The sequence below is a fragment of the Lawsonibacter hominis genome (assembly GCF_014287895.1).
In the GTDB taxonomy this organism is placed as follows: Bacteria; Bacillota; Clostridia; order Oscillospirales; family Oscillospiraceae; genus Lawsonibacter_A; species Lawsonibacter_A hominis.
On record NZ_JACOPP010000021.1, the window covers coordinates 18860 to 45772 of the forward strand.

A 26913-nucleotide genomic window follows, 5' to 3' on the forward strand; every position below is an offset into this window, starting at 1 on the left:
GAGAGAACAAAAATGGAAAAAGCGATCATCAGCAGCAGCAAAGCCCCGGCGGCGATCGGTCCTTATTCTCAGGCGGTAATTGGGAACGGCACGCTGTATGTGTCCGGTCAGCTGCCCATCGACCCAGCCACCGGCGTGATGCCCGAGGATCTCAAGGCCCAGGTGGCTCAGTCCATGAAGAATATCATAGCCTTGGTGAAGGCCGCCGGCGGTGATGAGACAAATATCGTCAAATGCGGCCTGTTTATCCAGGATATGAACTCCTTCGGCTTGATCAACGAGGCCTATCAGAGCTTCTTCGGCGAGGGGGCGCCCGCCCGCTTTGTGGTGGAGGTGTCCGCCCTGCCCAAGGGCGCGAAGGTAGAGATCGACGCCATAGCCGCACTGTAAGCGGGTGTGCGGATATGGCCGGTAAGGATAAGATCGCACGAAAGTTCCGTGGGGTAGAGGGAGGCCTGTTCACCAAGGTGACAAAGGCCGATGTGGGAGACAGCTTTGCTTCCATGGCCGGGCAGGTGGTACTCATGGGATGGGCGGACCCCTTCTATCCAGATCCCTCAGTGCCCGAAACGGTGAAGGAAGCTCTCATTGAGGCGGCACAGTGCGGCATTGCTTCCCACTATACCATGCCCATCGGCTCTGTGGAGCTGCGGGAAGAGATCGCCAAAAAGTGCAAGGCCTACAACCATCTGGATGTGGATCCCCGGCGCAACATCATTATCACTCCGGGTTCGGATTCAGGGCTGTTCTATGCCATGACGGTCTTCCTCGACCCCGGCGATGAGGTGCTGGTACCCGACCCAAGCTATCCCAGCAACTTTCTCAACCCCACGCTGATGGGCGGCGTTACGGTCCCGGTCCCCCTGGATGCGGCCAACGGCTACCAGTTTGACATGGATGCCTTCGAACGCTGTGTGACCGATAAGACCAAGATGGTGCTTATTACCCACCCAAACAACCCCACTACCACCGTATTTCGAAGGGAAAGCCTGGAGGCCCTGGCTGAGTTTGTCATCCGCCACGATCTCATCTTAGTGGTGGATCAGGCCTTTGAGGATATGATCTTCGACGATGTGGAGTTTGTCTCCCCCGCCAGCCTGCCCGGAATGTGGGAGCGGACCGTTACGGTATGCTCCATCTCCAAGGGCATGGGCCTGTCCGGGCTGCGGGTGGGTTACATCGTGGCCTGTGATACGTTTATGGACGTATACTACGGCGGCGCCGTCAACGTACTGGGGGCCACCAACACCGCCTCCCAGCTGGCGGCCATCGCAGCCTTCCGGGACACCAGCTTCATGGCCGGCTATAAGGCCCACTACGATCGCCGCCGCCGGGACGCCTGCCGCATTCTGGGTTCGGTGCCCGGAGTCAAGATGGATATGCCCCAGTCCGGCTTCTTCTGCTGGATCGATGTATCCGAGCTGGGGGACTCCACCGAGATCATGGACTACCTCATCCGCCAGGCCGGAGTGGCCGTCAACGACGGCAAAAATTACGGTTCCCAGGGCAATGGCTGCCTGCGCATCATCAACGGCTGCCTGGGCAGCGACGACGAGTCGGAGCAGGTGCTCCAGCGCATTGCGCAGGCGCTGCGCGCCTACCAAGAGCAGGATTAGAATCTTTCTTAATAAAACGAATAATGAAAAGGAGAATGCAACATGAAAGCTACCACTCAGGCGGAAGGCCGTCCGTACTACCTCAATTGGGAACTGCAGAAGGCTGCTGAAAAGCTGCTGCGGGAGATCATGATGGTCAAGCCCGGCGAAACCGTTCTCATTACCTGCGACACCACCAACGACGAGCGCGTGATCAACGCCACCGCCGGCGCCGCCCTGACTATGGGCGCCTACCCCATCGTGATGCAGTACCCCGCCTCTCTGGAGCAAGCCATCATGATCGAACCCACTAAGCCTGTGCTGGAGGCCATCAAGGCCGCTGATGTGTGGATCGAGTATGATTACCAGCTGTTCTATACCCGCGGCTGGAAGCAGGCCATGGACTGCGGTACCCGTCAGATCACCGCCGCCTCGATGGACATCAATATGATGCTCAACGTCATCGGCCGTTTCGACCACAAGAAGATCGTGGAACTGGGCGAACGCCTGGTCGTGCTGCACAACGAGGCCAAGCAGATGCGCATCACCAGCCCCGGCGGAACCGATCTGACCTTTGCCTGCGAGGGCCGTCTGTGCAACCAGTCCGGCACCTATGCCGCTCCCGGCACCTCCGTCATGCTCTCCGGCCAGACCTCCATGTGCCCCATCGAGGAGACCATCAACGGCACCATCGTCTTCGACGGCGGTCTGTTCCCGCCCCAGGAGATCGGCCGCCAGGTCAACCCGGTCAAGCTGACCATTGAAAAGGGCGTCTGTACCAAAATTGAGGGGCCCGGCCGTGAGGCGCACCTGTTCCAGAAGTGGATGGCCAGCTGGAACGATCCCAAGATGTATTGGGTGGCGCATATCTCCTGCGGCTTCAACCCCGGTATCCCCGAGCCCACCGGCCGCATCGAGGAGGACGAGCGCATCTTCGGCTGTGTGGAGATCGGCCTGGGCACCCAGGGCGAGGGCCTGGGCGGCAAGAGCTGGGTGGCTGCCAACCACACCGACGGCATCATTCTCAACCCCTCCATCTACTGCGACGGCAAGGCCATTGAGGAGAACGGCTTCTATGTCGACCCCGAGTGCGTTCGCATCTGCGGCGAGCTGGGCGTGGCCGGTTACTAAGTCATGGACGGGGTGTTAAAGGCGCTGACCGCGCAGGTCGATGCCCACATTGACGCACTGTTTGCAAGCCTGAACGAGCAGATCGCCATCCCCAGCGTAGAGGGAACGCCCGCCCCGGGCGCCCCCTTCGGCAGCGCGGTGGCTCAGGCTCTGGAGCATATTTTGGGCCTGGGCGCACAGATGGGGTTTTGTGTAAAAAACCACGACGGGTACGTAGGCACCATCGAGTGGGGCGAAGGCGAGGTGCTCGGTATCCTCTCCCATGTAGATGTGGTGCCCCCCGGCGACCTGTCCGCGTGGAACAGCGACCCCTTCACCCTCACGGAGAAAGATGGATTTCTTCAGGGACGGGGCGTAGCCGACGATAAGGGGCCTCTGCTCTCCTGCCTGTATGGCATGTATGCGTTAAAACAGATGGGCTTTGTACCCAAAAAGCAGGTCCGCGTGATCATCGGCACCAACGAGGAGACCGGCTGGGGCTGCATGGACTACTATAAAAAGCACCTGGATCCTCCCGCCTACAGCTTCTCTCCCGACGGCATGTACACCGTAGTCAACCGGGAGAAGGGCATTTTGGGCGCAGACTTTGCCAAGGAGATCGAGGGGGCGGGCGCCTGCATCCAGGCCGGCGAGGCCGGGAACCTGGTGCCCGCCGGGGCCGCGGCATGGCTGCCCTGTACGGCAGCCCAAGCACAGGCGGCTGTGACCGCCTATTCCGCCCCCGAGGGCATGCGCTTTACCGTGAGCGAGGAGCGGGAAGGCACGTGCATCCGCTGCAAGGGCAGAAACGCCCCTTCTCACAGTCCCGCCCGGGGCGTGTCCGCCATCCAGGGCCTGCTGCATGTGATCGCCGGGTGCGAGGGCGCGCCCGGGGCGCTGCGGGACGCGGCCGGGGAACTGCTGGGCCTGATGGGGGAACAGCCTGACGGCGCAGCCATGGGGATCCGCTGTGCGGACGACGTGTCCGGCGAGTTGACCACCAACCTGGGCATGCTCAGTCTGAACGACGGCATGCTGACCGCCAAGCTGGACGTGCGTGCCCCGGTCACCGTCTCCCTGGATGACGTCGCAGCCAAGGTGAAGGACGCTTTTGCAGGCCAGGGCTACCACTGCGCAGGCGAGCATCTCAAGCACCCTTTGTACGTCCCGGCAGACAGCAGCTTCATCCAGACCCTCTGCCGCGTCTATGAGACGGTGGCGGGGGAGGAGGCGGTACTCTCCGCCATCGGCGGCGGCACCTATGCCAGGGCCTTCCCCAACTGTGTTTGCTTTGGTTCGGTCTATCCAAAGGAGGAACTGACCGTGCATTCCCCCAACGAGCGGACGCTGAGAGCGAATATTATCAAAAACACGATAATGTACGGCTACGCGATTCATGAACTGACCGACTAAAGGAGGAACAGAACAATGAAAACCATGAAACGAATCTTGTGCGGCGTTTTGTCGGCCGCCCTGCTGGCTGCCCTGGCCGCCTGCGGCACTACAGACGGCGGAGGCGCCGCAAACACCGCGGCCCCCGGCAATACCGGCGCCCCCAGCACCAGCGCGCCTGCGGGCGCCACGGTTTTGCGCGGCACCTGCACCACCACCCCTGAGACCGTCGACCCTGCCCGGGGCACCGGCGAAAACGACCTGATGCTCTATGTCAATCTGTACGAGTGCCTGGTGGCCCCCAACGCAGAGGACGGCAGCCCGGAGCCCCAACTGGCGGAGCGCTGGGAGGCCAGCGAAGACGGTCTGAGCTACACCTTCCAGCTGCGCCAGGATGTGACCTTCGCCGACGGGACCCCTCTGACCTCCAAGGACGTCAAGTACAGCTTTGACCGCATGATGACCATGGGCGAGGGTTTCGCCTATGTGCTCAAAGATGTGCTGGCTGAGACGGTGGCGGTGGACGAGCACACCGTGGAATTCAAGCTTTCCAAGACCTTTGGCCCCTTCGTCTCCGCTCTGACCGCTTTCCGTATCGTCAACAGCGCCCTGGTGGAGGCCAACACCGCCGCCGAAGGGATGTACGGTGACAACGGCGACTACGGCACCGGCTATCTGCTGACCCACTCCGCCGGCTCCGGCCCCTACGTCATCAGCAGCTTTACGGTCCATGACACCATGGTGCTGACCAAGAACGCGAACTACTGGAACGGTGCCGTGCCTGCTGCCGCGCCCGACACGGTGGAAATCCAGGAGTTGACCGAGGCATCCACCACCAAGATGCTCATGAGCAACGGTGATCTGGACTTTGTCCATGGCCACCAGGACTCCACTACCATCGCTGCTCTGACCGCCAACGACGGAATCGAGGTAGCTGAGCTCCAGGAGGCCGGCCTGAACTACTTCATGATGAACACGCAAAAAGCCCCCACCGATGACGTGCACATCCGCCGCGCCATCTCTTACGCCTGTGATTATGAGCAGATGAAGCAGATTTTGGGCGGCGCTCCCGATGCCAACGGCCCCGTACCCACAAACCTGTTCGGATATGTGGATGACTTTGAAGGCTACTCCTATGATCTGGACAAGGCCAAGGAGGAGATCGCCGCGTCCAAATACGCCAGTGACCTGGCGAATTACCCCATCCAGCTGGACTACATTGAAGGCAACGGCGACACCGGCAAACTGGTGTACTTGATGGCCTCCTCGCTGGAGAGCCTGGGCTTCAAGGTGGTCATCAACGAGACTCCTTGGGTACAGTTCTGCAACAATGAGGCCGAGATCGCCACCAGCCCCAACGTGACCAACGCCTTTGCCACCGCCGGCTATCCGGAAGCCGGCTCCATCCTGGAGTTGAAGTATGCCTCCTGGACGGTGGGCAACTGGAACCAGAACGAGTGGATGCAGGATGAAAAGTTTGACTCCATGCTCAACGAGGCCCTGGGGACCGTGGATGACGACGCGCGGATCGCGCTGTACGGCCAGATGCAAAAGTACCTGGTGGAGGAGGTCGTGCCCTCCGTCTACACATGCGCCTCTGTCATCAAGCCCATCTACAACGCCAACAACTTTGAGTGGCCGGCCAAGCACGCCACCACGGAATACAACTTCTACTACGCGGACTATATCATGAAGTAAATCATTCCAAGAAGAACATGCGTCAGGGCCAGAGGCGGGTGCTTCTGGCCCTGACGAGTAAGGAGCCACTATGCGAAAGACTGTCGTCGCCATTTTGAAAAAGCTGCTGCATACAGTTATCTTGCTTTTGGTGCTCTCCTTTGTGGTGTTCTCCTTCATCCGTCTGATTCCCGGCGACCCGGTCAAAATCTCTATGGGTCCCATGACGCCGGAGGAGACCATCGCGCAGAAGCGCAGCGAACTGTATTTTGACCGCGCCCTGCCGATACAGTGGGCCCACTGGCTCAAGGGGGTAATCACCGAGGGGGACTTCGGCGAGTCTCTTTTCACCCACCGCAATGTCGCCGAGGACATCAAGCAATACCTGCCCAAGAGTCTGGAGCTGGTATTCTACTGTGCGATCCTCATTCTCATTGTGGGCGTGGCGGTAGGCACGATATCCGCCATATTCAAAAACTCGTGGTTGGATAACCTGATCCGGTTTATCTCTTACTTGGGTGTGTGTACCCCGGCATACGCCATCGGCGTACTGCTGCTGGTATTCAGCTATACGCTCGGCATCTTCCCCATCGGCGGTATGCCCACGATTCCGGACAACTATGTGAGAACCGGCATGATGGGCCTGGACTGCCTGCTGGTAGGAGACTTCGCCCTCTACGGCCAAGTGCTCAAGTGCATGGTACTGCCCTGCCTGAGTCTCTCTTTGGGCAGCATCGCCTATATGGCTCGTATCCATCGCGGAGCCATGGTGGAAAACATTAATGCTGATTACATTGCCTTCGCGCAGGTGGCCGGCGTCAGCCGGGGCAAGTTGGTAATGAAGCATTTGATGAAGCCTTCCTTTATCCCCACGCTGACGATTTACGGCCTGCAGGTGGCCTCTTTGATCGGCAACGCATTCATCATTGAGGTGATCTTCCGCTATCCGGGATTTTCGCAGTATAGCCTAAACGTGATCCAGAACAAGGACCCTTACGGCATCGTGGCAGTTACCTTCGTGTTTGGTATCATCTTCGCTGTCGTAAACGCCCTGGTGGATATCGGCGTGGCTTTCCTGGACCCGAGAATCCGCATCAATACATCGGAGTGATTGCGTATGATGACAAAAGAATTGAAAGCCAACGCAGCCGTCGAGCAGGGTCAAAATCCCAGAATTGAATCGCTGAAGAAGAGTTGGTATAAATTTTCGCGTAACCCTCTGTCCATGCTGGGCCTGGTGGTGGTGCTGGCGGTCGTCTTCGTGGCGGTCTTCGCGCCCTACATTGTCCCCTATCCGGAGGACGCCGGCCTGACCACCAAGATCGCCGAGTCCTTCCAGGGGCCCAGCGCCATTCACCTGGCAGGCACCGACGAGTACGGGAGAGATGTGTTCAGCCGCATGCTCATTGGCACCCGCTCCTCCCTGGTCATCGGGCTGCTGGTGTTGGCCATCTCGGTACCGCTGGGCGTCATTCTGGGCCTGGTCGCCGGCTACTACAAGGGCAAACTGATCTCGCGGCTGATCATGTGGGTGACCGAACTGTTTATGGCCATTCCTCCCCTGATCCTGGCTATGGTGGTTTGCACCATGTTCACCAACGGCTACCTCTTTGCAGCCATCGGCATTGCCGTCGCCTGGTGGCCCTGGTATACTCGTATGACCTACAACATGGTCACCTCCCTCTCCAATGAGCTGTATATCGTCTATACGGAGCTGTCCGGCGTTAAAGTCCTGAAAATTCTCCTGAGTGAGATGCTCCCCAACATCACCTCGTCCATTGTCACCAAGATGAGTCTGGATATGGGCAGCATCATTCTGACCGCCTCCAGCATGAGCTTTGTCGGGCTGGGCGTACAGCCGCCGGAGCCCTCCTTGGGCGCCATGGTGTCCGACGGCATCCAGTATCTGCCCGAATTCTGGTGGCTGACCGTTATGCCTGCCATCGTGGTCGTACTGATCGTGCTGGGCTTCAACCTGCTGGGCGACGGTTTGAACGATGTTCTGTCCGTGGAGGAGAAGTGACATGGAGAAGAAGAATCTTGCATTGAATATCGAAAACCTCTCCGTGAAGTATAAAATTTACGAAGGGATCCTGGAGGTGATCCCAGGCCTGAGCATGCATGTGGAGCAGGCCGAGCGGGTGGGCCTCATCGGCGAGACCGGCTGCGGCAAGACCACGGTACTCAAATCCGCCGCCGCCGTGCTTCAAAGCCCTCCGGCCATTGTCCACAAAGACGCCATCGAGGTATGCGGCGTCTCGGTGGACGGAAAAAAGGGGCTGCGCAGCGTACGCCGCAACGTGTCCATGATTTTTCAGGACCCCTCCAGCTCCCTCAATCCCACGTTAAAGATCTCTACCCAGATGACGGACATCCTCAAAAGCCAGTTCCCCGGCAAGCGCAAAGCAGAGTATGGCCAGATGATGCTGGACGCCCTGGACTCGGTGTCCATGCCGGCCCCCGAACGGGTGCTGGGCAGCTATCCGGTGCAGCTCTCCGGCGGTATGCGCCAGCGTGTGTGCATCGCCATGGCGCTGATGAAGGATACCAACCTGATGCTGGCCGACGAGCCCACCACCGCTCTGGATGTGACCATCGAGGAACAGATCCTCGACCTGCTGGACAAACTGGTCCGGGAGAAGAAGAAGTCCCTCATCCTGGTCAGCCACGCCCTGGGCGCCATTCGGAAGATCACCGACCGGGTGTACGTCATGTACGCAGGCAATGTGGTCGAGGTGGGCAAGACCAAAGAAGTCTTCGAGCACCCCCACCACCCGTATACCATCGGCCTGATGGCCGCCACGCCCAAACTCACCGGCAGCGGCATTGCCGACGGTATCGCCGGCGATATTCCAAGCTATATCAATCCCCCCAAGGGCTGCCGTTTTGCCTCACGCTGTCCCCGATGCACTCAGGAGTGCCTGGAAGCGCCCCCTATTCTGGCGGACATGGAGGACGGGCGTCAGGTAGCCTGTCATCATGCGGGAGAGGAGGCGGCGGTATGAGCGAAAACGTCATTCAGATCAAGAATCTGACCAAGCAATTTAAGACCAAGTTCGGTACCCTCACCGCCGTGGATGACGTCAGCTTTGACATCCGCCGGGGCGAGAATTTCGGTCTGGTGGGCGAGTCGGGCTCCGGCAAGTCTACCATCGGCTCCATGATCGTGGGCACCTACGGCCCCACCTCCGGCTCCATCACCTTCCGGGACGAGATTGATATCAGCCGCTCCAGCCAGTCCCGGGAACCCTCGCTCAAGCAGCAGATCCAGTTGGTGTTTCAGGATCCCGGCGGTTCTCTTAATCCCCGCAAAACCATCCGTCAGATCCTCTCCGTACCGGTACAGCTGTATGCGGGCAAGCGTCTGACCACCGCGGAGGTGGAGGCACGCATCAAGGGCATACTGGAGCAGGTGGGTCTTCCGGTCCACTACCTGGACAAGTATCCCCGGGCCATCGGCGGCGGCGAAAAGCAGCTGGTGTGCGTGGCCCGCGCCCTGGCGGCCAACCCCCAGTTCATCGTGCTGGACGAGCCCACCTCCGCCCTGGACGTATCCATTCAGGCCAAGATCACCAATAAGCTCATTGAGCTGCAGAAAAAGAACGATCTGTCCTATCTGTTCATTACCCACAACCTGTGTCTCGTGCGCAACATGTGCGACCGGTTGGCGGTAATGTATCTGGGCAGCATCTGCGAGTATGCCGACACGGCGGAGTTTTTCGAAAATCCCCGCCACCCTTACACCCAGATGTTGCTGGCCTCCATCCCGGTGCTCAGCGACGAGGAGGAGCGCCTTAAGCCCCAGAAGATCAAGTCGATCGGCGAGATCCCAAGCCCTCTGAACAAGCCCAAGGGCTGTCCCTTCCACCCCCGGTGTCCCTTTAAGAAGGATATCTGTTCCCAGGATACCCCGCAGATGCGTGAAGTCTCCCCCGGCCACTTTGCCTGCTGTCACTGCATCTGAGAAATGGCGGGATCGGGCGTGCTGTGGGCGGGATGCCGGGCCCGAAAAGACTGATCACGCGGAAGAAGCAAGGGAACCCAAGCGGCGTCTTCCCTGGCGCCCAGGTGCAGGCGCACCAGGGGGTCTTGTTTTCGCACAGCCCCCCGGAAGTATGGGGCCGAACTTTATTTCCGCCGCTCTTGGGCGGCAAAAATAAAGCCGAGTGCGTTTCCCATACGAAAACGTTCTTCTTTTTTGCACGTGTGTTCGGTCTTTTGACGGACAAAGGAAGGAGCATTGCTGAGGCAATGCTCCTTCCTTTGTTTCAGGCCGGGCGGGCGTTTGGTCCATGGGTATGGGCCCGGCGGCGGAATCCGGAGTACCGGCAGGCCCGGCCCATGCCTGCCGACAAGGCTCCTCCGGAGCTCATCCGCCCCGGCGCCGATGGTAGGCCAAAAGCTCCGGCATGCTCTCGCGGGCCGCGGCCAGCAGCGCCCGCAGCACCTCCAACAGCATCCGGCGGGTCTCGTCGTCCACGCTGCGCAGTTTGGAGAGAATGGCCGCAGCGTTTTTCAGCCATCCCTCGGACAATTCCTCCGTGGTATCCGCTCCGGCGGAGCCCAGGATATCGAACAGGGCGTCCACAAACGCCTCCCGCCGCTCCCGGTCCATGGAGGCCACCCAGTTTTTCAGCGTCAGGCTCAAAAACCGGCTGGAACTGGTCACCGTCTCCAGGCGCACGAAGTCCGGCCCCTCCACCTGCCAGGAAAAGGGGTCGTGCTGCAAAAGCCCCACCTGCCGGCTGCGCACCACCGTATAGCGTTCCTCATGGTCCAGCAGCATGCCTACGATGGAGGTCTGCGGGACGAAGGTCCGAATGCGCTCCCGCACCGCCGCATAGCCGGTCTCGTCCAATGCCCCGGCGCAAAATCCGGGTCCATCGTTGTTGTACACTGCCTCCAGCCGGGCCTGCACCGGCTGCGGTGTGTGCGCCGCGGCATACACCGCCAGGTTTCCGCCCTTGGAGTGTCCGCCCACCCGCAGGCGGCCTCTGCGGCGCCGCGCCGCATCCCGCAGATACTCCGCGGCGGAGCGCTGGGCGGGCACCGGGGTCTGGTAGCTCATGTTGAAATCCTCTTTCCAGCCGATCAGCGTACTGTCCGTCCCCCGGTAGGATACGAAATACGCGCCATCCCCCGTATCCACGGTCACGGCGGAAAATTGCTCCTCCGCCGCCGTGTCGACATAGTTTACCGAATCAAAGAGCCGCATGGTACCAAACCGGGCCGTCCCCGCCAACTGTTCCAACAGGCGCAGGGCATCTTCCCAAAATTCCATGCCGCCGCCCCGGCGCTCCTTGGGCCACTGCCCGCCCGCGCGGACAAAGGCCTCCGCCGCCTGACGGATCGTGGCGCCCCCAGGCCCCACCAATCCGTCCAGCGCGGCATAGGACAGGCTGCACAGGATCAGGCTGTCCACATCGTTGAAGGGGGACTGCTCCAAGGTCAAATCTCCCCGCCAGATCAGATAATCAAATAGATCGGGCATAAGCGCTCCCCCTCTTTTGTTCTTATGACCAGTGTACTCCAAAGCGCCCCGGCGTGCAACTGCCGGGAAGCGCCCTGCGGCTAAAGCTGCAGGGCGCTTCCCCAACAATACAATTTAGAAGATCAGATTCATGACAACGCCAAAGATTAGGATCACCACTAAGAACAACGCCAGGAAGGCAAGCATGTATTTATACATATTCTTTTTTGTAATGGTGGTCAGGCCGTGGAGATAGGGCGATAGTCCCGTTCCGCCTGGAGTAATAAACCCGGGCATGGAAGCCCACATGATACATACCCCCAGCACCAGCGGCGAAAGATTGAACATCGCCGCCAACGGAATTGTAGCTGACATAAAGATAACTCCAGTTGCCATGTTTGAGAAAAAGCCCGTAATAATTACAGTCAGCAAGCAGGCTACCAAAAGCAACGCAATTCCTGGAATCCCGTTAAAGGCCCCGGAGAACGCGCCCGACAATGCCGCCTTAATTCCTGCGTCGTCACCTCCAATGATCCCGGAAAAGTACAGCATAACGCCGGCAGACAGGATCAGAGGCCATTGAACGCCATTTTTGAAGCAGTCGACGGGACTTAGCACCGGTTTTCCATCAATGGGAACGATAAGCGCTACGACCAGACAGAGCGTAAACCAAAGGCCCATGGTCAGCGTCTTATTGATAAATAGGGAAACCGGAAAGCTGCTGAATAGGGTGGGCAACACCGCACCTACGATCATGACAAGAAACAGGACAAACATAAATTTTCCCTGTTTGGTAAATTTGGCGTCTGAGGTCTTCATAGCGCTTTGGTCCAATGTGGCCAGCCGGGAAAAGTCACACCGGAGCAGAACAATCATGACGAAAGCGTATAGGATGTCCAATACCACATTGAGGACCACCCCAAAGAGCATATACACTGCACCATCCAAAGGAATACCGGCAATATTTTCAAACGCCGTTACAAAACTGGCAATCCAACTGCCATAGGGTATAATATTATACGCCAACGCTCCGGCAAAAAAGGTAGCTACCAGAAACGCGTCATGCTCTTTACGTTGTTCCTCATAGCCAGCTGCAGACATAACGCCTTCCGCCAGCGCCAGGACCACCAGCACATTGACTTTTAAGGCGCATAAAAGCGAACTGAACAGCAGGAAAAAGATGACGAACATCGTGGATCTGCCATATAAAATCTTCCGGGTCATCATCCAGTTGGCCAAGGCGTCTGTAACGCCGGTGATCCTCAGTCCATAGATCAATGGAAGCACAATGAGAACCTGCCATACGGTAGTATTTCCCAGGGTTCCTGAAATGATGCCCGCCGGGTCGCTTCCCGCCAGCAATACAAATAAAATCATTGCGCCCAAGGACCCTGTGATCATATCGATGGCAATAAACCAGTAATTTGCCACCAGGAATGCGCCAATTAACGCCATGCCCAGCGGCGTAATACCGCCCGGCCCGGGAATTCGCGAAATCAGAAAGCCGATTGCAATGCCGATGATCAGATGGACTATCTTTCGATACGGATGGCCGCCTTTTACAAGTGGTGCAGACATGAGATTCCTTCTCCCTTCTCTTATTGTCTCTTCCTTGGCTATGGTACGAGCAGTTCCGTAAGCTCCCGCAGATCCTCCAACTCCTCCAACCGGTCGACCAGTTCGATCGCCTTTTGGGCAGACGCATGAGAAATCAAACCATACCCGTTTATCTGATCCCAGTATTTGGCCAGAAGCTGCTCGCGGGTTGGATAAGTATGCATACTGAAGTCCGCAGAGTTCTTCTCAACGGTATGGCGAGTGCCATCTTTTTCAGTGATTGTTACCCGGATGCCGTTGTTGGAGGTGGCGCTTTGCCCAGGCAGGCCTTTTGGCAGAGTGGGATCGTGGAGCATTCGCGTGATGGAGCACAGCCGGAGCAGCTCTGGGTCCCGCAGATGGCTCTCGGAGTAATGCCGCACACCGAAACGGCCCCACAGCAGGGGAGCGCACAGCGCATATTGATAGCTGAACTGGGCGTGGGTCAGAGGGTCACGTCCCACCTCATAGGGAGGCCAGTAATACATTTCGGCGTAGCCGTCGGGGACGGCCAACTCAATGTCCGTGATATTCTTCGGGTCGCAGCAGCCAAACAACTCGCTGCCGGCAAAGGCGACAATGGTAGCCGGTGAACCCACTGGGTAGAGTTTGATGCTCTCTTCCATATAGAATTTCCTGCCATAGTCTTTCCGGAGATATTCAGGATTGCAGGCCTCGTCCATACCCCGGTACTGGTGATAGAGATTGCGTGGGCCTTCAAAGATATTTTTCAGGCTGGGGAACCCCTTCTTGGCCAGCCGGGTAGCAAAATCGGCGTTGCGGATGTTGTAGCCCGCACCCAGCTTGGCTGAGGTGGCATAATCAAAGATGTGGGACATAGTGCCGCCCACCATGCCCATGGCAATGCCCCAGGCGTCCCGAAGCTGTTCCGGGGTGAGGTCCCGTATCCGGGCAAGCTGGGCGCACACGCCGTAGATGGGCATAGTGAAAGAACTGTCCCAGCCCACGGTAAAATTCCAGCGACCGCCGGCGGCCATGATGCGCACGGATAGGTCCTCACCCACCACTTCATGGGTGATGTAATCCTTTCCGGAGAAACCATAGACCGCCCCAGCTGTTAGCACTGCGTTAATGAGGGTCGCCGATTCCTTGGATGGCATCCGCAAACCGTCTATATTCATGAACATGGGCTCAAAGTCATTGGAGCGGGCACTCATGGCATTGACCATTGCCGCATCGCCTAAAGCAGCCTTGCCACCCAGAAGGAAAATGGGGGCTTCCTTTTTCTCGCCATAGGTATCCAGAACGTGCAGTACCTCGCGGTTACCAAAAGCAAGCGCGCCTCCAGCTAAATTACCGATGTTGTCCAACAGTTTATCCTTGCAGATGCGGATGTTTTTCTCACTCAGGTCCTCAAAGCTTACCTTCAGGGCCCCCTCGGATAGGATCTCTGCTACAGGACGTTTTTCCTCTGACAAATGTATCACCCTTTCTAAAATCAGTGCTCACACCGCCCGCAGCCGCTGCAGCCGCCACCCTGCTTGCAGGGCGGGACGGCCAGCAGCTTCTGATAAAATTCTGGAGGCAGTCTCTCCTGCTCCGGACCAGAATGTTTCTCCGCCGACTGGGTCGCTTCCTGCTCTTTGCCTACCATTGCCGGTACTGGTTCAGATCCTCCCCCTTCCCTTCCGCGGCGGCGCGGGCCTGCTTGGCCAGGTCGGTATACAGTCCGTACTCATGCGCCTCGCAGCAGGCCGTATAGGAGGGGTCGGTCTTGGCGTTGCGGGGCAGGGGCACATCCTGGCCGCAGAGGATATCCTGCACTTTGCGGATATCCACCTCCCGCACGGTGGTGCCGTCGGCCACAGCCACGGCCGCCGCCACACCGGCCGCCTGCCCGGTCCCCACGCACTGCGGGATCAGGTTCAGCCAGTCGATGGCCACGTCGTCGGCGGACAGATGCCGTCCGGGGCAAAGCAGCCCTTCCACCTTCTGGGGGAGAATGCAGCGGTAGGGGATCTCCACCGGACCGCAATCGTTGATCTGGCAGATCGTGGAATGCCACGCGATCACGTCGTCATGCTTTGTGGCAAAGGCGAAATCGTTGGCCGTCATGACGTATTCGCCTTTCAGGCGGCGGGAACAGCGCGTGCCCAACTGGGGGGCGATATCGTAGAGGAAGGCGTCCCGGAAGGCCATGGGCACCGCCTCTTTCAGATAGGCCAGCACCTGACGCATGGTGGCGCGGGTATCCATCTCCGTCTTGGTCTGGTCGGCGATCCTGGTGCAATCCATTGCCGGATGCCAGTTATTGACCCAGCACATGTCGTTCTGATTGGTGGGCAGCGGCAGACACCGAAAGCCCGCCACGGCGCTCAGCCGCTCCCGCAGCGCCGCCGCCGCCTGCGGACGGGTACGCTTCCACTGCTCGAACTGATCCCAGTTGATCCCGCCGATCCGCCAGACCAGCGCCGTGGTGCTGGAGCGGGTGCCGCCGTCGGCCAGGCTGCTGTAGGGCGTACCGGTCTGCGCGAAGATGTCGCCGTCTCCGGTGGCGTCGATAACGACCTTGGCCAGGACCGCCTTGCGCCCCTCCTTGCTCTCGAAGATCACGCCGCGGACCGTGTCTCCTTCCAGGATGGGCTTGGCCCCCCAGCAATGGTACAGCACCCGGATGGCCTGCTCATGCTCCCGGAGCATCTTGTCCATCTCGATCTTGAGTTGATTGGGCTCGAAATAGACCGCCCGGACCAGACGTTTGGGCTCGCTGCGGCTGACGCAGTCGTGGATGGCGCTCCAGGCGTCTACCAGGACGGGATCCTGGCTGCCGATGTCCGCCAGGCCGGGCGCCCGTACCGCCTGGGGAATGCTTCCCAAGCGGGTAAACCACTCCTCCTGGAGCCCCCGGACAAAGGATTTTTCATACCAGGACAAATCGGGCACCATAATCACGTAGCCCCCGGTCACATCCCCTCCCGAGTAGCCGTATCGTTCCATCAGCACGATATTTTTACACCCCGCCCGGGCAGCGGCCACGGCGGCGCTGTGCCCCGCCGCGCCGCTGCCAACCACCAGGATATCGCAGCGCTCGTAGACCTCCAGGCGGCCGGCCGGTTCGAGATAGGTCTCCTTCATACCATCACTCCTCCATTTCCATATTATCCATTGCAAAATAATAAATTATTTTACTATAAATGATTATACTATTTTCTCCGGCGCGTGCAAGCAAAACCTGTCCTCCCCCATGCTTTTCTCTTTTTCCCACAAATCGTTCCCCTGCTTTTTTATAAAATGCACAAAACAAGACCGCCGGAAAGCAATCCTGCTTTCCGGCGGTCTTGGAAACGGGAGTAGGCGAAGGATGCTATACATGCCCTGCCTCATATTCCTTAAGGATCTGATTCAGTTCCAATTCCTTCACTTCGTGCATTTTTCGCATCAGGCGGTAGTAATCCTCCAGCTCCTGTTTGGTAAAATGCCGGTAGATACGCTGCGTATAGTCGTTTTCGATCTGGAATAACGTCCGCGCCAGCGACAGTCCTTTGGGAAGAAGCCGGACGATAATACGCCGGCGGTCGTTCGGGTGGGCGCTGCGCTCCACAAGCGACTGCTTCTCCAGGGAATCCACGATGTTGGTCATGCTCTGCCGCAGGATCATCAGGTCATCCGCAATCTGAGAGGGCGCCGCCCCATCCGGATGCTGCATCAAATAGACCAGCGTGCGAAACACCGGGAACGACACGCCGTAGGGAGCCATCAACAGTTCATGCCGCTTTTCGCTGGCCACGGTGTGAAGGTACTGCTCCTCCCGGAAATCCGCCGGCAGCTTGAGCGCATCCTCCGTGTGGTCTTGCTTCTGTTTTTCCTGCTCCATGGGAAACACCGCCATTCGCCCTTGTTATAAACAAGTATATACCCGAATCATCCAAATTGCAATTATCAAATTCGCGGCAGCCGCGCGCTCTTTCTGACCGGCTGCGCGTTCGGATAAAGCGCCCCCGGTCGATCCGATGATCCATCCAATCAACCGGGGGCGCTTATCGCTCTGCGCAGAAGGTCTGTTGTATTCCATCGGGATCCTCATTCCCGCTTTTGGAGTGTTTTCCGCCCCCGCCTTCCTCCCCCTATCCGCCTGCGGCGCAACGGCTCGGCGCGTTTCATTTCTCCTTTCGCTGAAGCTGGAGGCGGTCGGCGATCATGGCGATGAATTCCGAATTGGTGGGCTTTCCTTTTGCGTTTGAGACGGTATAGCCGAAATATTTTTGCAGCGTCTCCAGGTCGCCCCGGTCCCAGGCCACTTCGATGGCATGCCGGATCGCCCGCTCGACCCGGCTGGCCGTAGTGCCGAAGCGCTTGGCCACCTCGGGGTAGAGTATCTTGGTAACAGCGTTGATGACTTCCATGTCTGCCACCGCGATCAGGATGGCTTCCCTTAGGTACTGATATCCCTTGATATGCGCGGGTACGCCGATCTCATGGATGATGGCGGTGACGGTGCTTTCCAGGCTCACTTCACGCGATCCGTTTCGGGCGCTCTCGCCCTCTCCGTCTCCCTGAAAGGACCCGGCGGCCATCTGGCGGATGCGCTCGATGACGGTGGAGAGCTTGCAGGGCTTCATCATATAGTAATCCGCCCCGCAGTTTGCCGCCAGCTCGGCCATGTTGCCCCGGGCAAAGCTGGAGAGCACCAGCACCCGCGGCCTGGGCGACTGTCCCGCCAGCGCCTGCAGTACTTCCAGGCCGTCCATACGAGAGAGCACCAGATCCATTACCATCACGTCGGGCTGCTGTTCCCGCGCCAGACGGACGGCCTCCTGCCCGTCCCCCGTCTCGCCGATCAATACAATATCGTCCTCCTCTGCCAGCGCTCCTGCAAAAAGATGACGGAACTCCTCGCTGGCATCGGCCAGTAATACGCTCTTTCGATTTTCCATATTGACTTCCTTTCCACTGGTTTCTCTCCAATTCCGTTTTCTGCCTGGCCACGGCGGTTTACCGGTCGCCTATAATTTACCATATTCAGACAGCAAACGCAAGTATTTTTATGGAATTTTCTGGATATTCTGCACGACTTTATTCGACACAAATGCCGCTTCTTTTTGCCGTGTTCCTACGATCCGACCCCTTTCGCCCCCCCTGGATTCAAAAGAAGCAGGAAGCCGCGCCGGCGGCCCCCTGCTTTGCGGTTTATGCCATTTCCAGCATCCGTTCCATCAGGATGCCGTAGCCACGGGTAGGATCGTTGACCAGCACATGGGTCACCGCTCCCACCACTTTCCCATCCTGAAGCACCGGAGAACCGGACATTCCCTGTACGATTCCGCCAGTGGCCGCCAGCAGTACGGGATCGGTGACTTTGATCATCAGGTCGCGGGTATCTTCGCTCCCCGCCGGATATACCCGCATGATCTCCACTTCATACTCCTCCACCGTGTCTCCCGCAATATTGGTGAGGATGGTCGCCTTACCGGTGTGGACCTGCTGACGGGACGCCACTTCCATGGCCGTGTGTCCGGCGGTCAGGCTTTTGTCGGTCAGGGTTCCGAACACGCCGCCCGCCGTGTTGGCGCGCAGCGTCCCCAGGTCCCGGTCCACCTGAAACGCGCCGTGGAGCTCGCCCGGGGCGCCGCTCTCCCCCTTTTTCACATCGGTAACCTCAGAATACATGATGTTCCCCGATTGCAGCGGCATCAGCAGCGCGGTATCCACGTCGTTGATCCCGTGCCCCAGGGCGCCGAACACGCCGGTGCCGGGGTCATAATACGTCATGGTGCCGATCCCCGCCATGGAGTCCCGGATCCAGGCTCCAAGCTTATACTGTCCGTCCGCACTGCACTGCACCGCCTGGGCGGTCACCTGGAGCTGTTTTCCGTCCCGGCTGGCCCGGATACTCATTTTTTCACCGCCGACCTGCTGCAGAACGCTTTGGACCTCTTCGATGGTGTCCACTTCCGCGCTGTTGATATGCGTGATGATGTCCCCCTCCCGCAGACCGCATTCACGGGCGGGGGCGCTGCTGCCTCCGGCAGCGGACACCTCGGAAAAGCCCACCACCATCACGCCGTCGGAAAACAGCTTGATCCCCACCGTGCGCCCCATGGGGATCACCCTGCGCCCTTCCGTGTCGTGCTGTGCCGCCTGGGCCGTGGATGCCAGCACGAATGACGCCATCACCGCGATCACCAGCAGCATCCGCACCGCCACAGCCCAGGGCCGTGTCGTTTGTTCCTCCTTCATTCGATCACCCCTGCCATTTTCAGTCAACCCCGCGCATTTTTATCTGTGTTGGAGTCACGGACAAGTTCTCCGCATGCAGTCTCGTCCTGCCGGCAATGCGGACGCAGATTTTGTCCGATGTGTTTAATATGACCCGCCTCCAGACAAAAACACGGCCGGTCCGCTGGCAATGAAACGCACCTTTGGCTTGGAAGCGTCTTCCAGAAGCGGCGGCGGCGGCACTCCCGCTTTTATGCTTCCGCTTTTTGGAAGGACGCCGTCTTTTCCCTATTTCCCAAACCTGAAAAATTTGTTATAATAGCTTTAAAGACGCCTCGCCCGGCAGGATCGTCCAACGGAATGCCGGCCCCGCCCGCTGGCGGCCTTGCCTTGATCGGGGCTCTTTTTTCCGCAAACCAAAGCCGTTCTGCCGGTGGATACAGGGCATAAGCGCAGCGGCCGCGCAAACATTGTTGGTATACGGGAGGGATCACCTATGGATCTGAGCCATTTGCAGGACACCGCGTTCGACCTGAACGCCGCCAGAGAGATCGCGGAGTCCTTTACCCAGGCCTGCGGTGCAAACTGCCAGCTGCTCGATCACGATGGTCAGGTGCTCTACCGCAGCCGCCTCTGCGGCGACAGCTGCGCCTTTTGCCGCAGGATCGCTCAACTCACCGGGCAGACCTCCCACTGCGAGAAGGTCCATCTCTACGGCGCCTATCAGGCGGAGCGCTTCGGCGGACGCTACATCTACTTCTGCCCCAGCGGCATGGCCTATTTCGCCGCTCCCATCATCATCGGCGGCCGGGCGGCGGGCAGCTTGGTGGGCGGGCCGGTGCTCATTATGGACATCGACGATTATCTGGCCGGCAGTCCTCCCGGCATGCGGGACGTACCTGCAGAGCTGCTGGAGGAATTCCGCCCCGTCCTGGAGTCCTTTCCCCGGATCGAACCCGCCCGCCTGTCCCACCTTTCCAACCTGTTGTTCGCCCTGTCGGTCTACATCAGCGACAGCAGCTGCACCCTGCTGCTCAACCGGGAACGGGACCAGCAGCAGCAGGTGCTGAGCGAACACATCCAGCAGCTCAAGCTGGACGGCGCCCCCACCGTCTACCCCATCGAAAAGGAGCGGGAGCTGGTCCACGCCATCCGCGAGGGGGACCAGACCGCCGCCCGGCGGCTGCTCAACGAGATCCTGGGGCACATCCTTTTTTCGACGGGCGGGGAGTTTACCGTGATGCGGGCCCGGGCTCTGGAGTTGATGGTAGTGCTCTCCCGGGCCGCCGCCGAGGGCGGTGTGGACATCGAGCAGGTCTTCGGTCTCAACTACCGCTACCTGGCGGAGATCAGCCACCTCCGCTCCACCGACGATCTGATCTTCTGGCTCACCCGCATCATGGAACGGTTTGCCGACCTGGTCTTCAATCTGGTGGATATCAAGCACAAGGATATCATTTACAAAGCCATCGACTTTATGAAAAAGCGGTATCAATCAAAAGTTACCCTGGAGGATACCGCGCTATACGTGGGCCTTTCTCCCTCCTATTTCAGCAAAGTCTTTAAAGAAGAGATGGGCTGCACCTTCAATCATTACCTCAATGAGCTGCGCATCAACAAGAGCAAATCTCTTTTGCTCTCCGGCAACGCCACGCTGGTTGAGATCTGCTCCCAGTCCGGATTTGAGGATCAAAGCTATTTTACCAAAGTCTTTAAAAAACGTACCGGGGTCACACCGGGGAAATTTCGGGAACGCCGGGGCCGTCTGGAGCCGGACAAGGAGCGCAGCGCAGACTGAACCGGCGGGGATTCGAAAGGAATGGGAACTACGATGAGCATTGTGTGCCAAATCTCGGAAGCCATGCAGAAGGGCCGGGCCAAGCTGGTCAAGGAATTGATTTCCGCCGCCCTGGAGGAAGGCGTCTCTCCCAAGGCTATTCTGGAGGACGGATTGCTCGCCGGCATGAACATCGTCGGCGCCAAATTTAAAAAGAACGAGGTTTTCGTACCTGAGGTGCTGATCGCCGCCCGGGCCATGAACGCGGGCACCGCGATGCTCAAGCCCTATCTGACCGCATCCGGGGCGGAGCCGCTGGGCAAGGCCTGTCTGGGCACGGTCAAGGGCGACCTGCACGATATCGGCAAGAACCTGGTGCGCATGATGCTGGAGGGCAAGGGGATCGAAGTCATCGACCTGGGCGTGGACGTCCCTCCCGACCAGTTTGTACAGGCGGCCATCGACAATGATTGCTCCATCATTGCCTGCTCCGCCCTGCTGACCACCACTATGCCCGTCATGGGCGAGGTGGTGGAGCGGGCCAAGGCCGCCGGGATCCGGGACAAGGTGAAAATCATGGTGGGCGGCGCGCCTGTCACCGACCAGTTTGCCCGGACCATCGGCGCCGACGCCTATACGCGGGACGCCGCCTCCGCCGCCGATGTGGCCGCCGGATTTTTGGCCTGACCGGGATCTTCTGGGAATGGTCCTAATACCCACTGCAGAAAAAGCGGCCGTGCGCAGGACGTTTCCTGCGCACGGCCGCTTCCGATTCCCGAAAATACAATGCAAGCCCGTTCAGCCGCCCAAGGTCAGGCCCTGCCCGCCTGAAAGTCCGTCCTTTTCCAGCATCCGCTCCAGGACCTCCACATCGGTGGTAATATCCATGGCATCGTTCTGGAAGAGTTTGTCAAGCTGCTTTTCAAACCCCTCCACCACCTTATCCATCATTCCCTCGATCCGCTTTTTGGCCGAGCGGATGTTCTCCCCCTCAATCCCCTGGGCCTCCATCTGCGCATAGGCGTTGAGGATCTTCAGCGTGGTGGGCAGGTAATACCCCAAAAAGCTCCGAAGCTGCCCCGCCTTGCCCGGGTTCTGCTTCTGGTAGGCGAATATTTTTCCGGTGATCTCGCCGATGCGGTCGATCTTGCGGCTCATCTCCTCATCCGCAATGGCGTCGTTGACCCTGCGGATCTCCCCCAGCACCGCGTCGTCGTCATTGATGTCGAGCGTATCCTTCTCCTCTGCAGCCTCCTCCGGCTGGGGGGCGGGCTCCTCCTCCCGCAGGCCCTCGTCGTTAAGGATCAGACGGCCGCTGCTCATGTCCAGATAGCCGGTAGACAGGATGCCGGTATCCAGCATCTCCTGCAGATCGTCACAGGCCTTGTGGACCGAAATGGGCATTGCCTGGGCCAGGGTGGTGATGGAGATACTCTCCCTCCGGCCGATGAGGGCCAGATACTTCCGGAACCGCTTTGCCTTTTTGGTGCGCTGGGTTCCGGCATAGAGCATGCCCAATCCGCCGCAGAAGAAACCGATTACCGGGGACAGATAGGCAAATGCGGCGATCCCGTCCTCCAGCAGCACCGGCGGCAGAGCGGAGATGAGCGCAATGCCGAAAATGGCGCTCACCACGGCCCCGCCGATGGTCAGTCCCTTGCCCCGATCCAGATTCACCGGCTTGCCCTGGCGGGCGGAGCCGTAATGAGCGCTTCTGCCCCCCGCGGGCGGCGTCTGCCGGCGTGTGCTGCCGGTACCCGGCATTCCCTGGGTGCCCGGCGCCGGCGCGCCGCTCTCCCGCTGGATGTCATAGGGATGACGCGGCTGGCGGCGGCCGCGGGACGCGCCGGTCAGTTTGCGGAACAGCATGATCAGTCCCACCGGCCACACGGGACTGACCAGCAGGATAATGGTGACGATCCAGGAGATCAGATCCCCCGCGTCGGTACCGTTTTTGTCGTCTCGATAGTCTGCCATGAATGCGGCCCCTCCTGTTTCCGCGGGCCACCGGCCCGCCGCTTGGAACAAATGTATTGTATCACATCAGTGTTAAAGTTTCGATGGATAAGTTCTTTAAAAAAGATAAAAGATGAATGATATCCGCAACGGAATCCGAACGCCCGGTTCTTCCGCCATAAAAGGGCGGCCGGCAAGACGGGCCCGGCGGACACGCGGCCGGGCGGAGAACGAAGCCCGCCGCCGTTTGGGCCCTGCATTCCCGTATGGTTTCCCGCCCGGTCTATTTATCATACCGCGAAAGCCCGCCGGTGTAAAGGGCTTTCATGTAACCGTTCTGTAATTGCATTTCCGGACAAAAGGCCCTATAATAGTGTCTATTAAACAAGCCGCGGCGCGGCTTGTTTGCGCCGCTGTTCGAATACATGGCAGCATCCGGCCTTCCTGCGCCGGTTGCTGCGTGCGGTGAACCCACCGCACGCTGAAGGGCGCCCGGGCGCATGGCATTTCCGTGCTTTTTGCGTTGTTTCCTACGCACGGGAACAGGAACCGTATTCTTGCATCCGGAGAGGGATGCTTTGGAGTGATAGCAATGGATCATCAGGGGGGAAAGCGCGTCATCAAAGGCGACCGGAAACCCCGGGGCGCAAAGGCCGTCCTCATCGTCATTCTCGTACTGGCGGCGGTGCTGATCGCCGGATATGTGGGGCTTTGCGCTTATGTGGATCGAGCCGGCACCTTTTTGCCCAACACCGCCATCGCCGGTGTGGATGTGGGCGGTATGACACAGGCGGAGGCTTCCTCCGCTCTGGCCGGGCAGCTTCCCGGCCGCCTGTCGCAGCTGTCCGCCTCCTTTCTCTGCGGCGGCGCGGAGTACGCCGTTTCCGGCGCTGAATTCAGCTTTGATGAGGCACGCGCGGCACAGCAGGCCATCGCCGACCAGCACGGCAGCTTTTTTCTGGGCGGCTGGCACTATCTGTCCGCCCTGCTGGGCCGGGCGGAGTATCCCGTACCGCTGTCTCTGGACGAAACGCCCCGGGCGGTAGCGCAGGCGATTGAGGACTGCACCGACCCCGAGGCGCAGACCACCTGGGAACAGACCGACCGCAGTTTGGTCTTTCGCAAGGGGGTCACCGGGCGCACCGTGGACGTGGCCGCGCTGCTGGACGCATTGGTAGAGCGCTTTGACCATCTGCTGCTGGATGACGAGCCTGCTTCTTACGCCCCCATCGAGGCCCAGATCACCACCGCGCCCCCGGCCGAGCCCGACCTGCAGGCCGTTTACGACGAGCTGTCCGTCGAGGCGGCGGACGCCTACCTGGATCCGGATACCAAGGAGATCGTGGCGTCGGTGACCGGGGTCCGCTTTGATGTGGAGGAAGCCGCCGCCGCGCTGGCGGATACCCCCGAGGGCGGCACCTGCACCGTCCCCCTGCAGCTGGAGGAACCGGAGCTGACCACGAAAGAATTTCAGGAAAAGCTCTTTGCCGACGTGCTGGGCACCTCCACCACAAAATGCGCCGGGCCCTCCACGCGCTGGTACAACATCGATCTGGCGGCCGGCCGGGTCAACGGCACCATTCTCCTCCCTGGGGAGGAGTTCTCCTACAACGCGCTGGCCGGCCCCTACACCGAGGCCGGCGGCTACAAGAAAGCGGGCGCCTACGTGGGCGGCAAGAACATCGACACGACCGCCGGCGGTATCTGCCAGCTCTCCTCCACGCTCTACTGGACCACCCTGAAGGCCAACCTGCAGATCGTGGAGCGCAACAAGCACAAGTACAACAGCGGCTATATGCCCGTGGTGGGTACCGACGCCACCGTGTTCAGCGATTCTCTGGATTTTCGCTTTCAAAACGATACCGACTTCCCGCTCAAGATCGAGTGCTATCAGGACGACAGCCACCGGCTCCATGTGACCCTCTACGGCACCGATACCACCGGCGTCCACGGGGAGCCTTACAGCGTCACGCTGAGCACCGTGGCCTATCAGAACACCTATAAGCCGGACGCCTCCAAGGTGCCCGTGGGCGGCGCGCCCGTGCGGGATGAAGAGTACGCCCGCTACAACGGCATCACCGTAGAGGTCTATCAGAAACTGGTCGACAAGAACGGCAATACGGTAGACACGATCTTCCTCCACAAGGACGCCTATTCCGTTTCCAATCCGGTCTATTATTACAATCCCGCCGACGCGGAGCGTCTGGGCATCGACCCCGCCACCGGCCTGATGACGCTCACCCCGGTCACGCCTGCGCCGTCGGTCACGCCCGCGCCGCAGACGAGCGCCACCCCCGCGGTCACTCCGCCGGCGGAGATCACTCCCATTCCCCAGACGTCGCCCACGCCGGAGCCCTCCGCCGCCCCGACGCCGGAAGCCACCACCCCCGTCAGCGGGCCGGGCATGGAACCGGAGGACACGTCCTCCCCCGCGCCGGAGCCTCCCGCCGCATCCCCCGTGACCGAATGACCGCCCGCCCCCCGCCTCGGCGGGGGGCGGCGTACCTTATGAGGAAAGAAGGACCCGCCATGTTTCAAGGCTTTTCGGAACAGACCGTAGATTTTATGTGGGGCATCCGTTTCAACAATGAAAAGAGCTGGTTCGAGCAGCACAAGGAACTATACAAGAGCTGTTTTTACGATCCCATGCGTGCGCTGGCCGACGAGGTGTACGAGCGTTTTCTGGACCGGCACGGCGAGCTGGACCTGATACGCCGGGTCTCCCGCATCTATCGGGACGCCCGCAGGCTCCACGGCCGGGGCCCTTATAAGGATCGGCTGTGGTGGAGCATGGAACGTCCCTCCGACAACTGGAGCGGAGAGCCGGTGTTTTGGTTCGAGCTGGAGCCGGAAGGCTACTCCTATGGCATGGGCTTCTGGATGGCGCCCGCCGTGACCATGGCCAAGTTCCGCGCCCGGATGGACCAGGACCCCAAGCCCATGGAACAGCTGGCCCGTGCGTTCCGCCGGCAGGACCGCTTCGTTTTGGACGGAGTGGATTACAAGCGCCCCAAAGGGGAAGCCGCCAAACTGCTCGCTCCCTGGTACAATAAAAAGAGCTTCAGTCTGGGGTATGAGGGCCCTCACGACGCGCTGCTCTGGTCCCACGATCTGGCGGACCAGCTGCTGGAAGGCTATGAATTTTTGCTGCCTTATTATCAATATATGATGGACGTGATCGCCGACCCGGATCCGCGCGAACAATAACAAAATTTACAGCGAGACTCTTCTGCCCCGCCGCGCATACTAAGTCCGATGGATTTGGAAAGGCGGCGGGCGGATATGAACAAGTTTGGACGGCAGCAGAAGGGGTACGTATTGGCCCTCGCCCTTCTGCTGCTCTCTGTTTTGACGGCGGCGGGGCTGCGGACGGGACATCCTGCGGCGGTGGAGGCGGACGCGGGTCTTGCGGGCGACACGGAGGAATCCCCTTCTGTCCAGGCCGGGCAAAAGCTCATCGCCCTGACCTTCGACGACGGGCCGCGCCGCTCTACCACCACCCGTCTGCTGGACGGCCTGGCGGAGCGCGGAGTGAACGCCACGTTCTTCCTCATCGGCGCCCAGGTGGAGGAAAACCAGGACGTGGTGCGGCGCATGGACGAGGAAGGCCATCAGATCGGCCTGCACACCTATGACCATGTGAGGCTCACCGACCTGAACCGGACAGATTTCAACGCCCAGGTGGAAAAATCCCGCGCCCTGCTCAAGCAGGTGCTGGGACACAACGATTTTTTGCTGCGTCCTCCCTATGGAATGCTGGATGAAAGCGTTAAGGCCTGGGCGGGCTGTCCCATCATCCTCTGGTCCATCGACCCGGAGGATTGGAAGGACATGAACACCGAGCGCGAGGTGAAGCTGATCGTCTCAGAGGCGCAGGACGGGGCCATCATCCTCATGCATGACATCTTTCCCGAGTCGGTGGACGCCGCTCTCCAGGTGGTGGATCAGCTCCACTCCCAGGGCTATCTCTTCTGCACCGTAGACGAACTTTTTGCCGCCCGGGGCATTGCGCTGGAATCCGGGGAAATGTACTGGAATGCCTATCCATGAAACCAGGCCCCCGCGCGCCCTCTCCGGGACGCACGGGGGCCAAACCGTCGGAAAAAACCTGCAGAAAGAACGCTGCGCAGAATTCCCCCGCCCGCAGGCGGCGGAACAAAATA

Annotated in this window: 24 protein-coding genes; 15 read left to right on the forward strand and 9 right to left on the reverse strand. The window is 59.7% G+C overall.

Annotation, left to right across the window (positions count from 1 at the left end):
- The first annotated feature begins 12 nt into the window (after positions 1 to 12).
- The 9 genes from H8S57_RS12895 to H8S57_RS12935 all read left to right on the forward strand — a co-directional run bounded on the left by H8S57_RS12895 (position 13) and on the right by H8S57_RS12935 (position 9738).
- A complete protein-coding gene (locus H8S57_RS12895) occupies positions 13 to 390 on the forward strand; it encodes a RidA family protein (RefSeq protein ID WP_186908443.1) in 378 nt (125 codons plus the stop codon).
- A 14-nt stretch (positions 391 to 404) separates the two neighbouring features.
- Entirely contained in the window at positions 405 to 1616 is a 1212-nt protein-coding gene (locus H8S57_RS12900) for a pyridoxal phosphate-dependent aminotransferase (RefSeq protein WP_186908444.1), read from the forward strand.
- A 42-nt stretch (positions 1617 to 1658) separates the two neighbouring features.
- Positions 1659 to 2726: an aminopeptidase gene (locus tag H8S57_RS12905; protein WP_186908445.1), complete on the forward strand. Its 1068-nt coding sequence runs from the start codon at positions 1659 to 1661 to the stop codon at positions 2724 to 2726.
- A 3-nt stretch (positions 2727 to 2729) separates the two neighbouring features.
- A complete protein-coding gene (locus H8S57_RS12910) occupies positions 2730 to 4118 on the forward strand; it encodes a Sapep family Mn(2+)-dependent dipeptidase (protein ID WP_186908446.1) in 1389 nt (462 codons plus the stop codon).
- 24 nt (positions 4119 to 4142) lie between these two features.
- Positions 4143 to 5795: an ABC transporter substrate-binding protein gene (locus H8S57_RS12915; RefSeq protein WP_207723793.1), complete on the forward strand. Its 1653-nt coding sequence runs from the start codon at positions 4143 to 4145 to the stop codon at positions 5793 to 5795.
- Between the two features lie 70 nt (positions 5796 to 5865).
- A complete protein-coding gene (locus H8S57_RS12920) occupies positions 5866 to 6885 on the forward strand; it encodes an ABC transporter permease (RefSeq protein ID WP_186908448.1) in 1020 nt (339 codons plus the stop codon).
- 21 nt (positions 6886 to 6906) lie between these two features.
- Positions 6907 to 7797: an ABC transporter permease gene (locus tag H8S57_RS12925; RefSeq protein WP_207723794.1), complete on the forward strand. Its 891-nt coding sequence runs from the start codon at positions 6907 to 6909 to the stop codon at positions 7795 to 7797.
- A 1-nt stretch (position 7798) separates the two neighbouring features.
- Positions 7799 to 8779: an ABC transporter ATP-binding protein gene (locus H8S57_RS12930; protein ID WP_186908449.1), complete on the forward strand. Its 981-nt coding sequence runs from the start codon at positions 7799 to 7801 to the stop codon at positions 8777 to 8779.
- The gene (locus tag H8S57_RS12935) at positions 8776 to 9738 is read left to right on the forward strand and encodes an oligopeptide/dipeptide ABC transporter ATP-binding protein (RefSeq protein WP_186908450.1); all 963 of its coding nucleotides are present in this window, start codon (positions 8776 to 8778) and stop codon (positions 9736 to 9738) included. Before H8S57_RS12930 ends, H8S57_RS12935 begins: the two co-directional genes overlap by 4 nt.
- Positions 9739 to 10143: 405 nt before the next feature.
- On the opposite strand, the gene H8S57_RS12940 is transcribed toward H8S57_RS12935, so the two are convergent.
- From H8S57_RS12940 to spoIVB, 8 genes are all read right to left on the reverse strand, one after another.
- Entirely contained in the window at positions 10144 to 11265 is a 1122-nt protein-coding gene (locus H8S57_RS12940; protein WP_186908451.1) for an Mbeg1-like protein, read from the reverse strand.
- Positions 11266 to 11379: 114 nt separating this feature from the next.
- Positions 11380 to 12822, reverse strand: coding sequence for an SLC13 family permease (locus tag H8S57_RS12945; protein WP_186908452.1), 1443 nt, complete (start codon positions 12820 to 12822; stop codon positions 11380 to 11382).
- 38 nt (positions 12823 to 12860) lie between these two features.
- Positions 12861 to 14279, reverse strand: a complete 1419-nt coding sequence (locus H8S57_RS12950; RefSeq protein WP_186908453.1) for an MmgE/PrpD family protein — start codon at positions 14277 to 14279, stop codon at positions 12861 to 12863.
- Positions 14280 to 14448: 169 nt separating this feature from the next.
- A complete protein-coding gene (locus H8S57_RS12955; protein WP_186908454.1) occupies positions 14449 to 15936 on the reverse strand; it encodes an FAD-dependent oxidoreductase in 1488 nt (495 codons plus the stop codon).
- Positions 15937 to 15940: 4 nt separating this feature from the next.
- Positions 15941 to 16066 (reverse strand): hypothetical protein, encoded by a 126-nt coding sequence (locus H8S57_RS17725; RefSeq protein WP_256413627.1) that lies wholly within the window; start codon positions 16064 to 16066, stop codon positions 15941 to 15943.
- A gap of 99 nt (positions 16067 to 16165) precedes the next feature.
- Positions 16166 to 16675 carry a MarR family winged helix-turn-helix transcriptional regulator gene (locus H8S57_RS12960; RefSeq protein WP_186908455.1) on the reverse strand — a complete coding sequence of 170 codons (510 nt, stop codon included), beginning with the start codon at positions 16673 to 16675 and terminating at the stop codon, positions 16166 to 16168.
- A 283-nt stretch (positions 16676 to 16958) separates the two neighbouring features.
- On the reverse strand, positions 16959 to 17735 hold the full coding sequence (gene spo0A / locus H8S57_RS12965; protein WP_186908456.1) for a sporulation transcription factor Spo0A: 777 nt from the start codon (positions 17733 to 17735) through the stop codon (positions 16959 to 16961).
- A 253-nt stretch (positions 17736 to 17988) separates the two neighbouring features.
- Positions 17989 to 19038, reverse strand: coding sequence for a SpoIVB peptidase (spoIVB, locus tag H8S57_RS12970; RefSeq protein ID WP_186908457.1), 1050 nt, complete (start codon positions 19036 to 19038; stop codon positions 17989 to 17991).
- A gap of 169 nt (positions 19039 to 19207) precedes the next feature.
- Between spoIVB and H8S57_RS17730 the strand changes: the two genes are divergently transcribed.
- From H8S57_RS17730 to H8S57_RS12980, 3 genes are all read left to right on the forward strand, one after another.
- On the forward strand, positions 19208 to 19336 hold the full coding sequence (locus H8S57_RS17730) for a hypothetical protein (protein WP_256413628.1): 129 nt from the start codon (positions 19208 to 19210) through the stop codon (positions 19334 to 19336).
- A gap of 177 nt (positions 19337 to 19513) precedes the next feature.
- A complete protein-coding gene (locus H8S57_RS12975) occupies positions 19514 to 20815 on the forward strand; it encodes a PocR ligand-binding domain-containing protein (RefSeq protein ID WP_186908458.1) in 1302 nt (433 codons plus the stop codon).
- Between the two features lie 33 nt (positions 20816 to 20848).
- Positions 20849 to 21481, forward strand: coding sequence for a corrinoid protein (locus H8S57_RS12980; RefSeq protein WP_186908459.1), 633 nt, complete (start codon positions 20849 to 20851; stop codon positions 21479 to 21481).
- A gap of 111 nt (positions 21482 to 21592) precedes the next feature.
- On the opposite strand, the gene H8S57_RS12985 is transcribed toward H8S57_RS12980, so the two are convergent.
- On the reverse strand, positions 21593 to 22771 hold the full coding sequence (locus H8S57_RS12985) for a 5-bromo-4-chloroindolyl phosphate hydrolysis family protein (protein ID WP_186908460.1): 1179 nt from the start codon (positions 22769 to 22771) through the stop codon (positions 21593 to 21595).
- A gap of 571 nt (positions 22772 to 23342) precedes the next feature.
- On the opposite strand from H8S57_RS12985, the gene H8S57_RS12990 reads away from it, so the two are divergent.
- The 3 genes from H8S57_RS12990 to H8S57_RS13000 all read left to right on the forward strand — a co-directional run bounded on the left by H8S57_RS12990 (position 23343) and on the right by H8S57_RS13000 (position 26800).
- A complete protein-coding gene (locus H8S57_RS12990; RefSeq protein ID WP_186908461.1) occupies positions 23343 to 25220 on the forward strand; it encodes a VanW family protein in 1878 nt (625 codons plus the stop codon).
- Between the two features lie 38 nt (positions 25221 to 25258).
- Positions 25259 to 25957: a DUF2461 domain-containing protein gene (locus H8S57_RS12995; RefSeq protein ID WP_243204821.1), complete on the forward strand. Its 699-nt coding sequence runs from the start codon at positions 25259 to 25261 to the stop codon at positions 25955 to 25957.
- Between the two features lie 75 nt (positions 25958 to 26032).
- Complete coding sequence (locus H8S57_RS13000; RefSeq protein ID WP_186908462.1) at positions 26033 to 26800, forward strand: polysaccharide deacetylase family protein; 768 nt, start codon at positions 26033 to 26035, stop codon at positions 26798 to 26800.
- The last annotated feature ends 113 nt before the right edge of the window (positions 26801 to 26913 follow it).

Coding starts and splice junctions, on each gene's coding strand:
- H8S57_RS12895 (WP_186908443.1), top strand. CDS start 13: ATGGAAAAAGCGATCATCAGCAGCAGCAAAGCCCCGGCGGCGATCGGT.
- H8S57_RS12900 (WP_186908444.1), top strand. CDS start 405: ATGGCCGGTAAGGATAAGATCGCACGAAAGTTCCGTGGGGTAGAGGGA.
- H8S57_RS12905 (WP_186908445.1), top strand. CDS start 1,659: ATGAAAGCTACCACTCAGGCGGAAGGCCGTCCGTACTACCTCAATTGG.
- H8S57_RS12910 (WP_186908446.1), top strand. CDS start 2,730: ATGGACGGGGTGTTAAAGGCGCTGACCGCGCAGGTCGATGCCCACATT.
- H8S57_RS12915 (WP_207723793.1), top strand. CDS start 4,143: ATGAAACGAATCTTGTGCGGCGTTTTGTCGGCCGCCCTGCTGGCTGCC.
- H8S57_RS12920 (WP_186908448.1), top strand. CDS start 5,866: ATGCGAAAGACTGTCGTCGCCATTTTGAAAAAGCTGCTGCATACAGTT.
- H8S57_RS12930 (WP_186908449.1), top strand. CDS start 7,799: ATGGAGAAGAAGAATCTTGCATTGAATATCGAAAACCTCTCCGTGAAG.
- H8S57_RS12935 (WP_186908450.1), top strand. CDS start 8,776: ATGAGCGAAAACGTCATTCAGATCAAGAATCTGACCAAGCAATTTAAG.
- H8S57_RS12940 (WP_186908451.1), bottom strand. CDS start 11,265: ATGCCCGATCTATTTGATTATCTGATCTGGCGGGGAGATTTGACCTTG.
- H8S57_RS12945 (WP_186908452.1), bottom strand. CDS start 12,822: ATGTCTGCACCACTTGTAAAAGGCGGCCATCCGTATCGAAAGATAGTC.
- H8S57_RS12955 (WP_186908454.1), bottom strand. CDS start 15,936: ATGAAGGAGACCTATCTCGAACCGGCCGGCCGCCTGGAGGTCTACGAG.
- H8S57_RS12960 (WP_186908455.1), bottom strand. CDS start 16,675: ATGGAGCAGGAAAAACAGAAGCAAGACCACACGGAGGATGCGCTCAAG.
- spo0A (WP_186908456.1), bottom strand. CDS start 17,735: ATGGAAAATCGAAAGAGCGTATTACTGGCCGATGCCAGCGAGGAGTTC.
- spoIVB (WP_186908457.1), bottom strand. CDS start 19,038: ATGAAGGAGGAACAAACGACACGGCCCTGGGCTGTGGCGGTGCGGATG.
- H8S57_RS17730 (WP_256413628.1), top strand. CDS start 19,208: ATGAAACGCACCTTTGGCTTGGAAGCGTCTTCCAGAAGCGGCGGCGGC.
- H8S57_RS12975 (WP_186908458.1), top strand. CDS start 19,514: ATGGATCTGAGCCATTTGCAGGACACCGCGTTCGACCTGAACGCCGCC.
- H8S57_RS12980 (WP_186908459.1), top strand. CDS start 20,849: ATGAGCATTGTGTGCCAAATCTCGGAAGCCATGCAGAAGGGCCGGGCC.
- H8S57_RS12985 (WP_186908460.1), bottom strand. CDS start 22,771: ATGGCAGACTATCGAGACGACAAAAACGGTACCGACGCGGGGGATCTG.
- H8S57_RS12990 (WP_186908461.1), top strand. CDS start 23,343: ATGGATCATCAGGGGGGAAAGCGCGTCATCAAAGGCGACCGGAAACCC.
- H8S57_RS12995 (WP_243204821.1), top strand. CDS start 25,259: ATGAGGAAAGAAGGACCCGCCATGTTTCAAGGCTTTTCGGAACAGACC.
- H8S57_RS13000 (WP_186908462.1), top strand. CDS start 26,033: ATGAACAAGTTTGGACGGCAGCAGAAGGGGTACGTATTGGCCCTCGCC.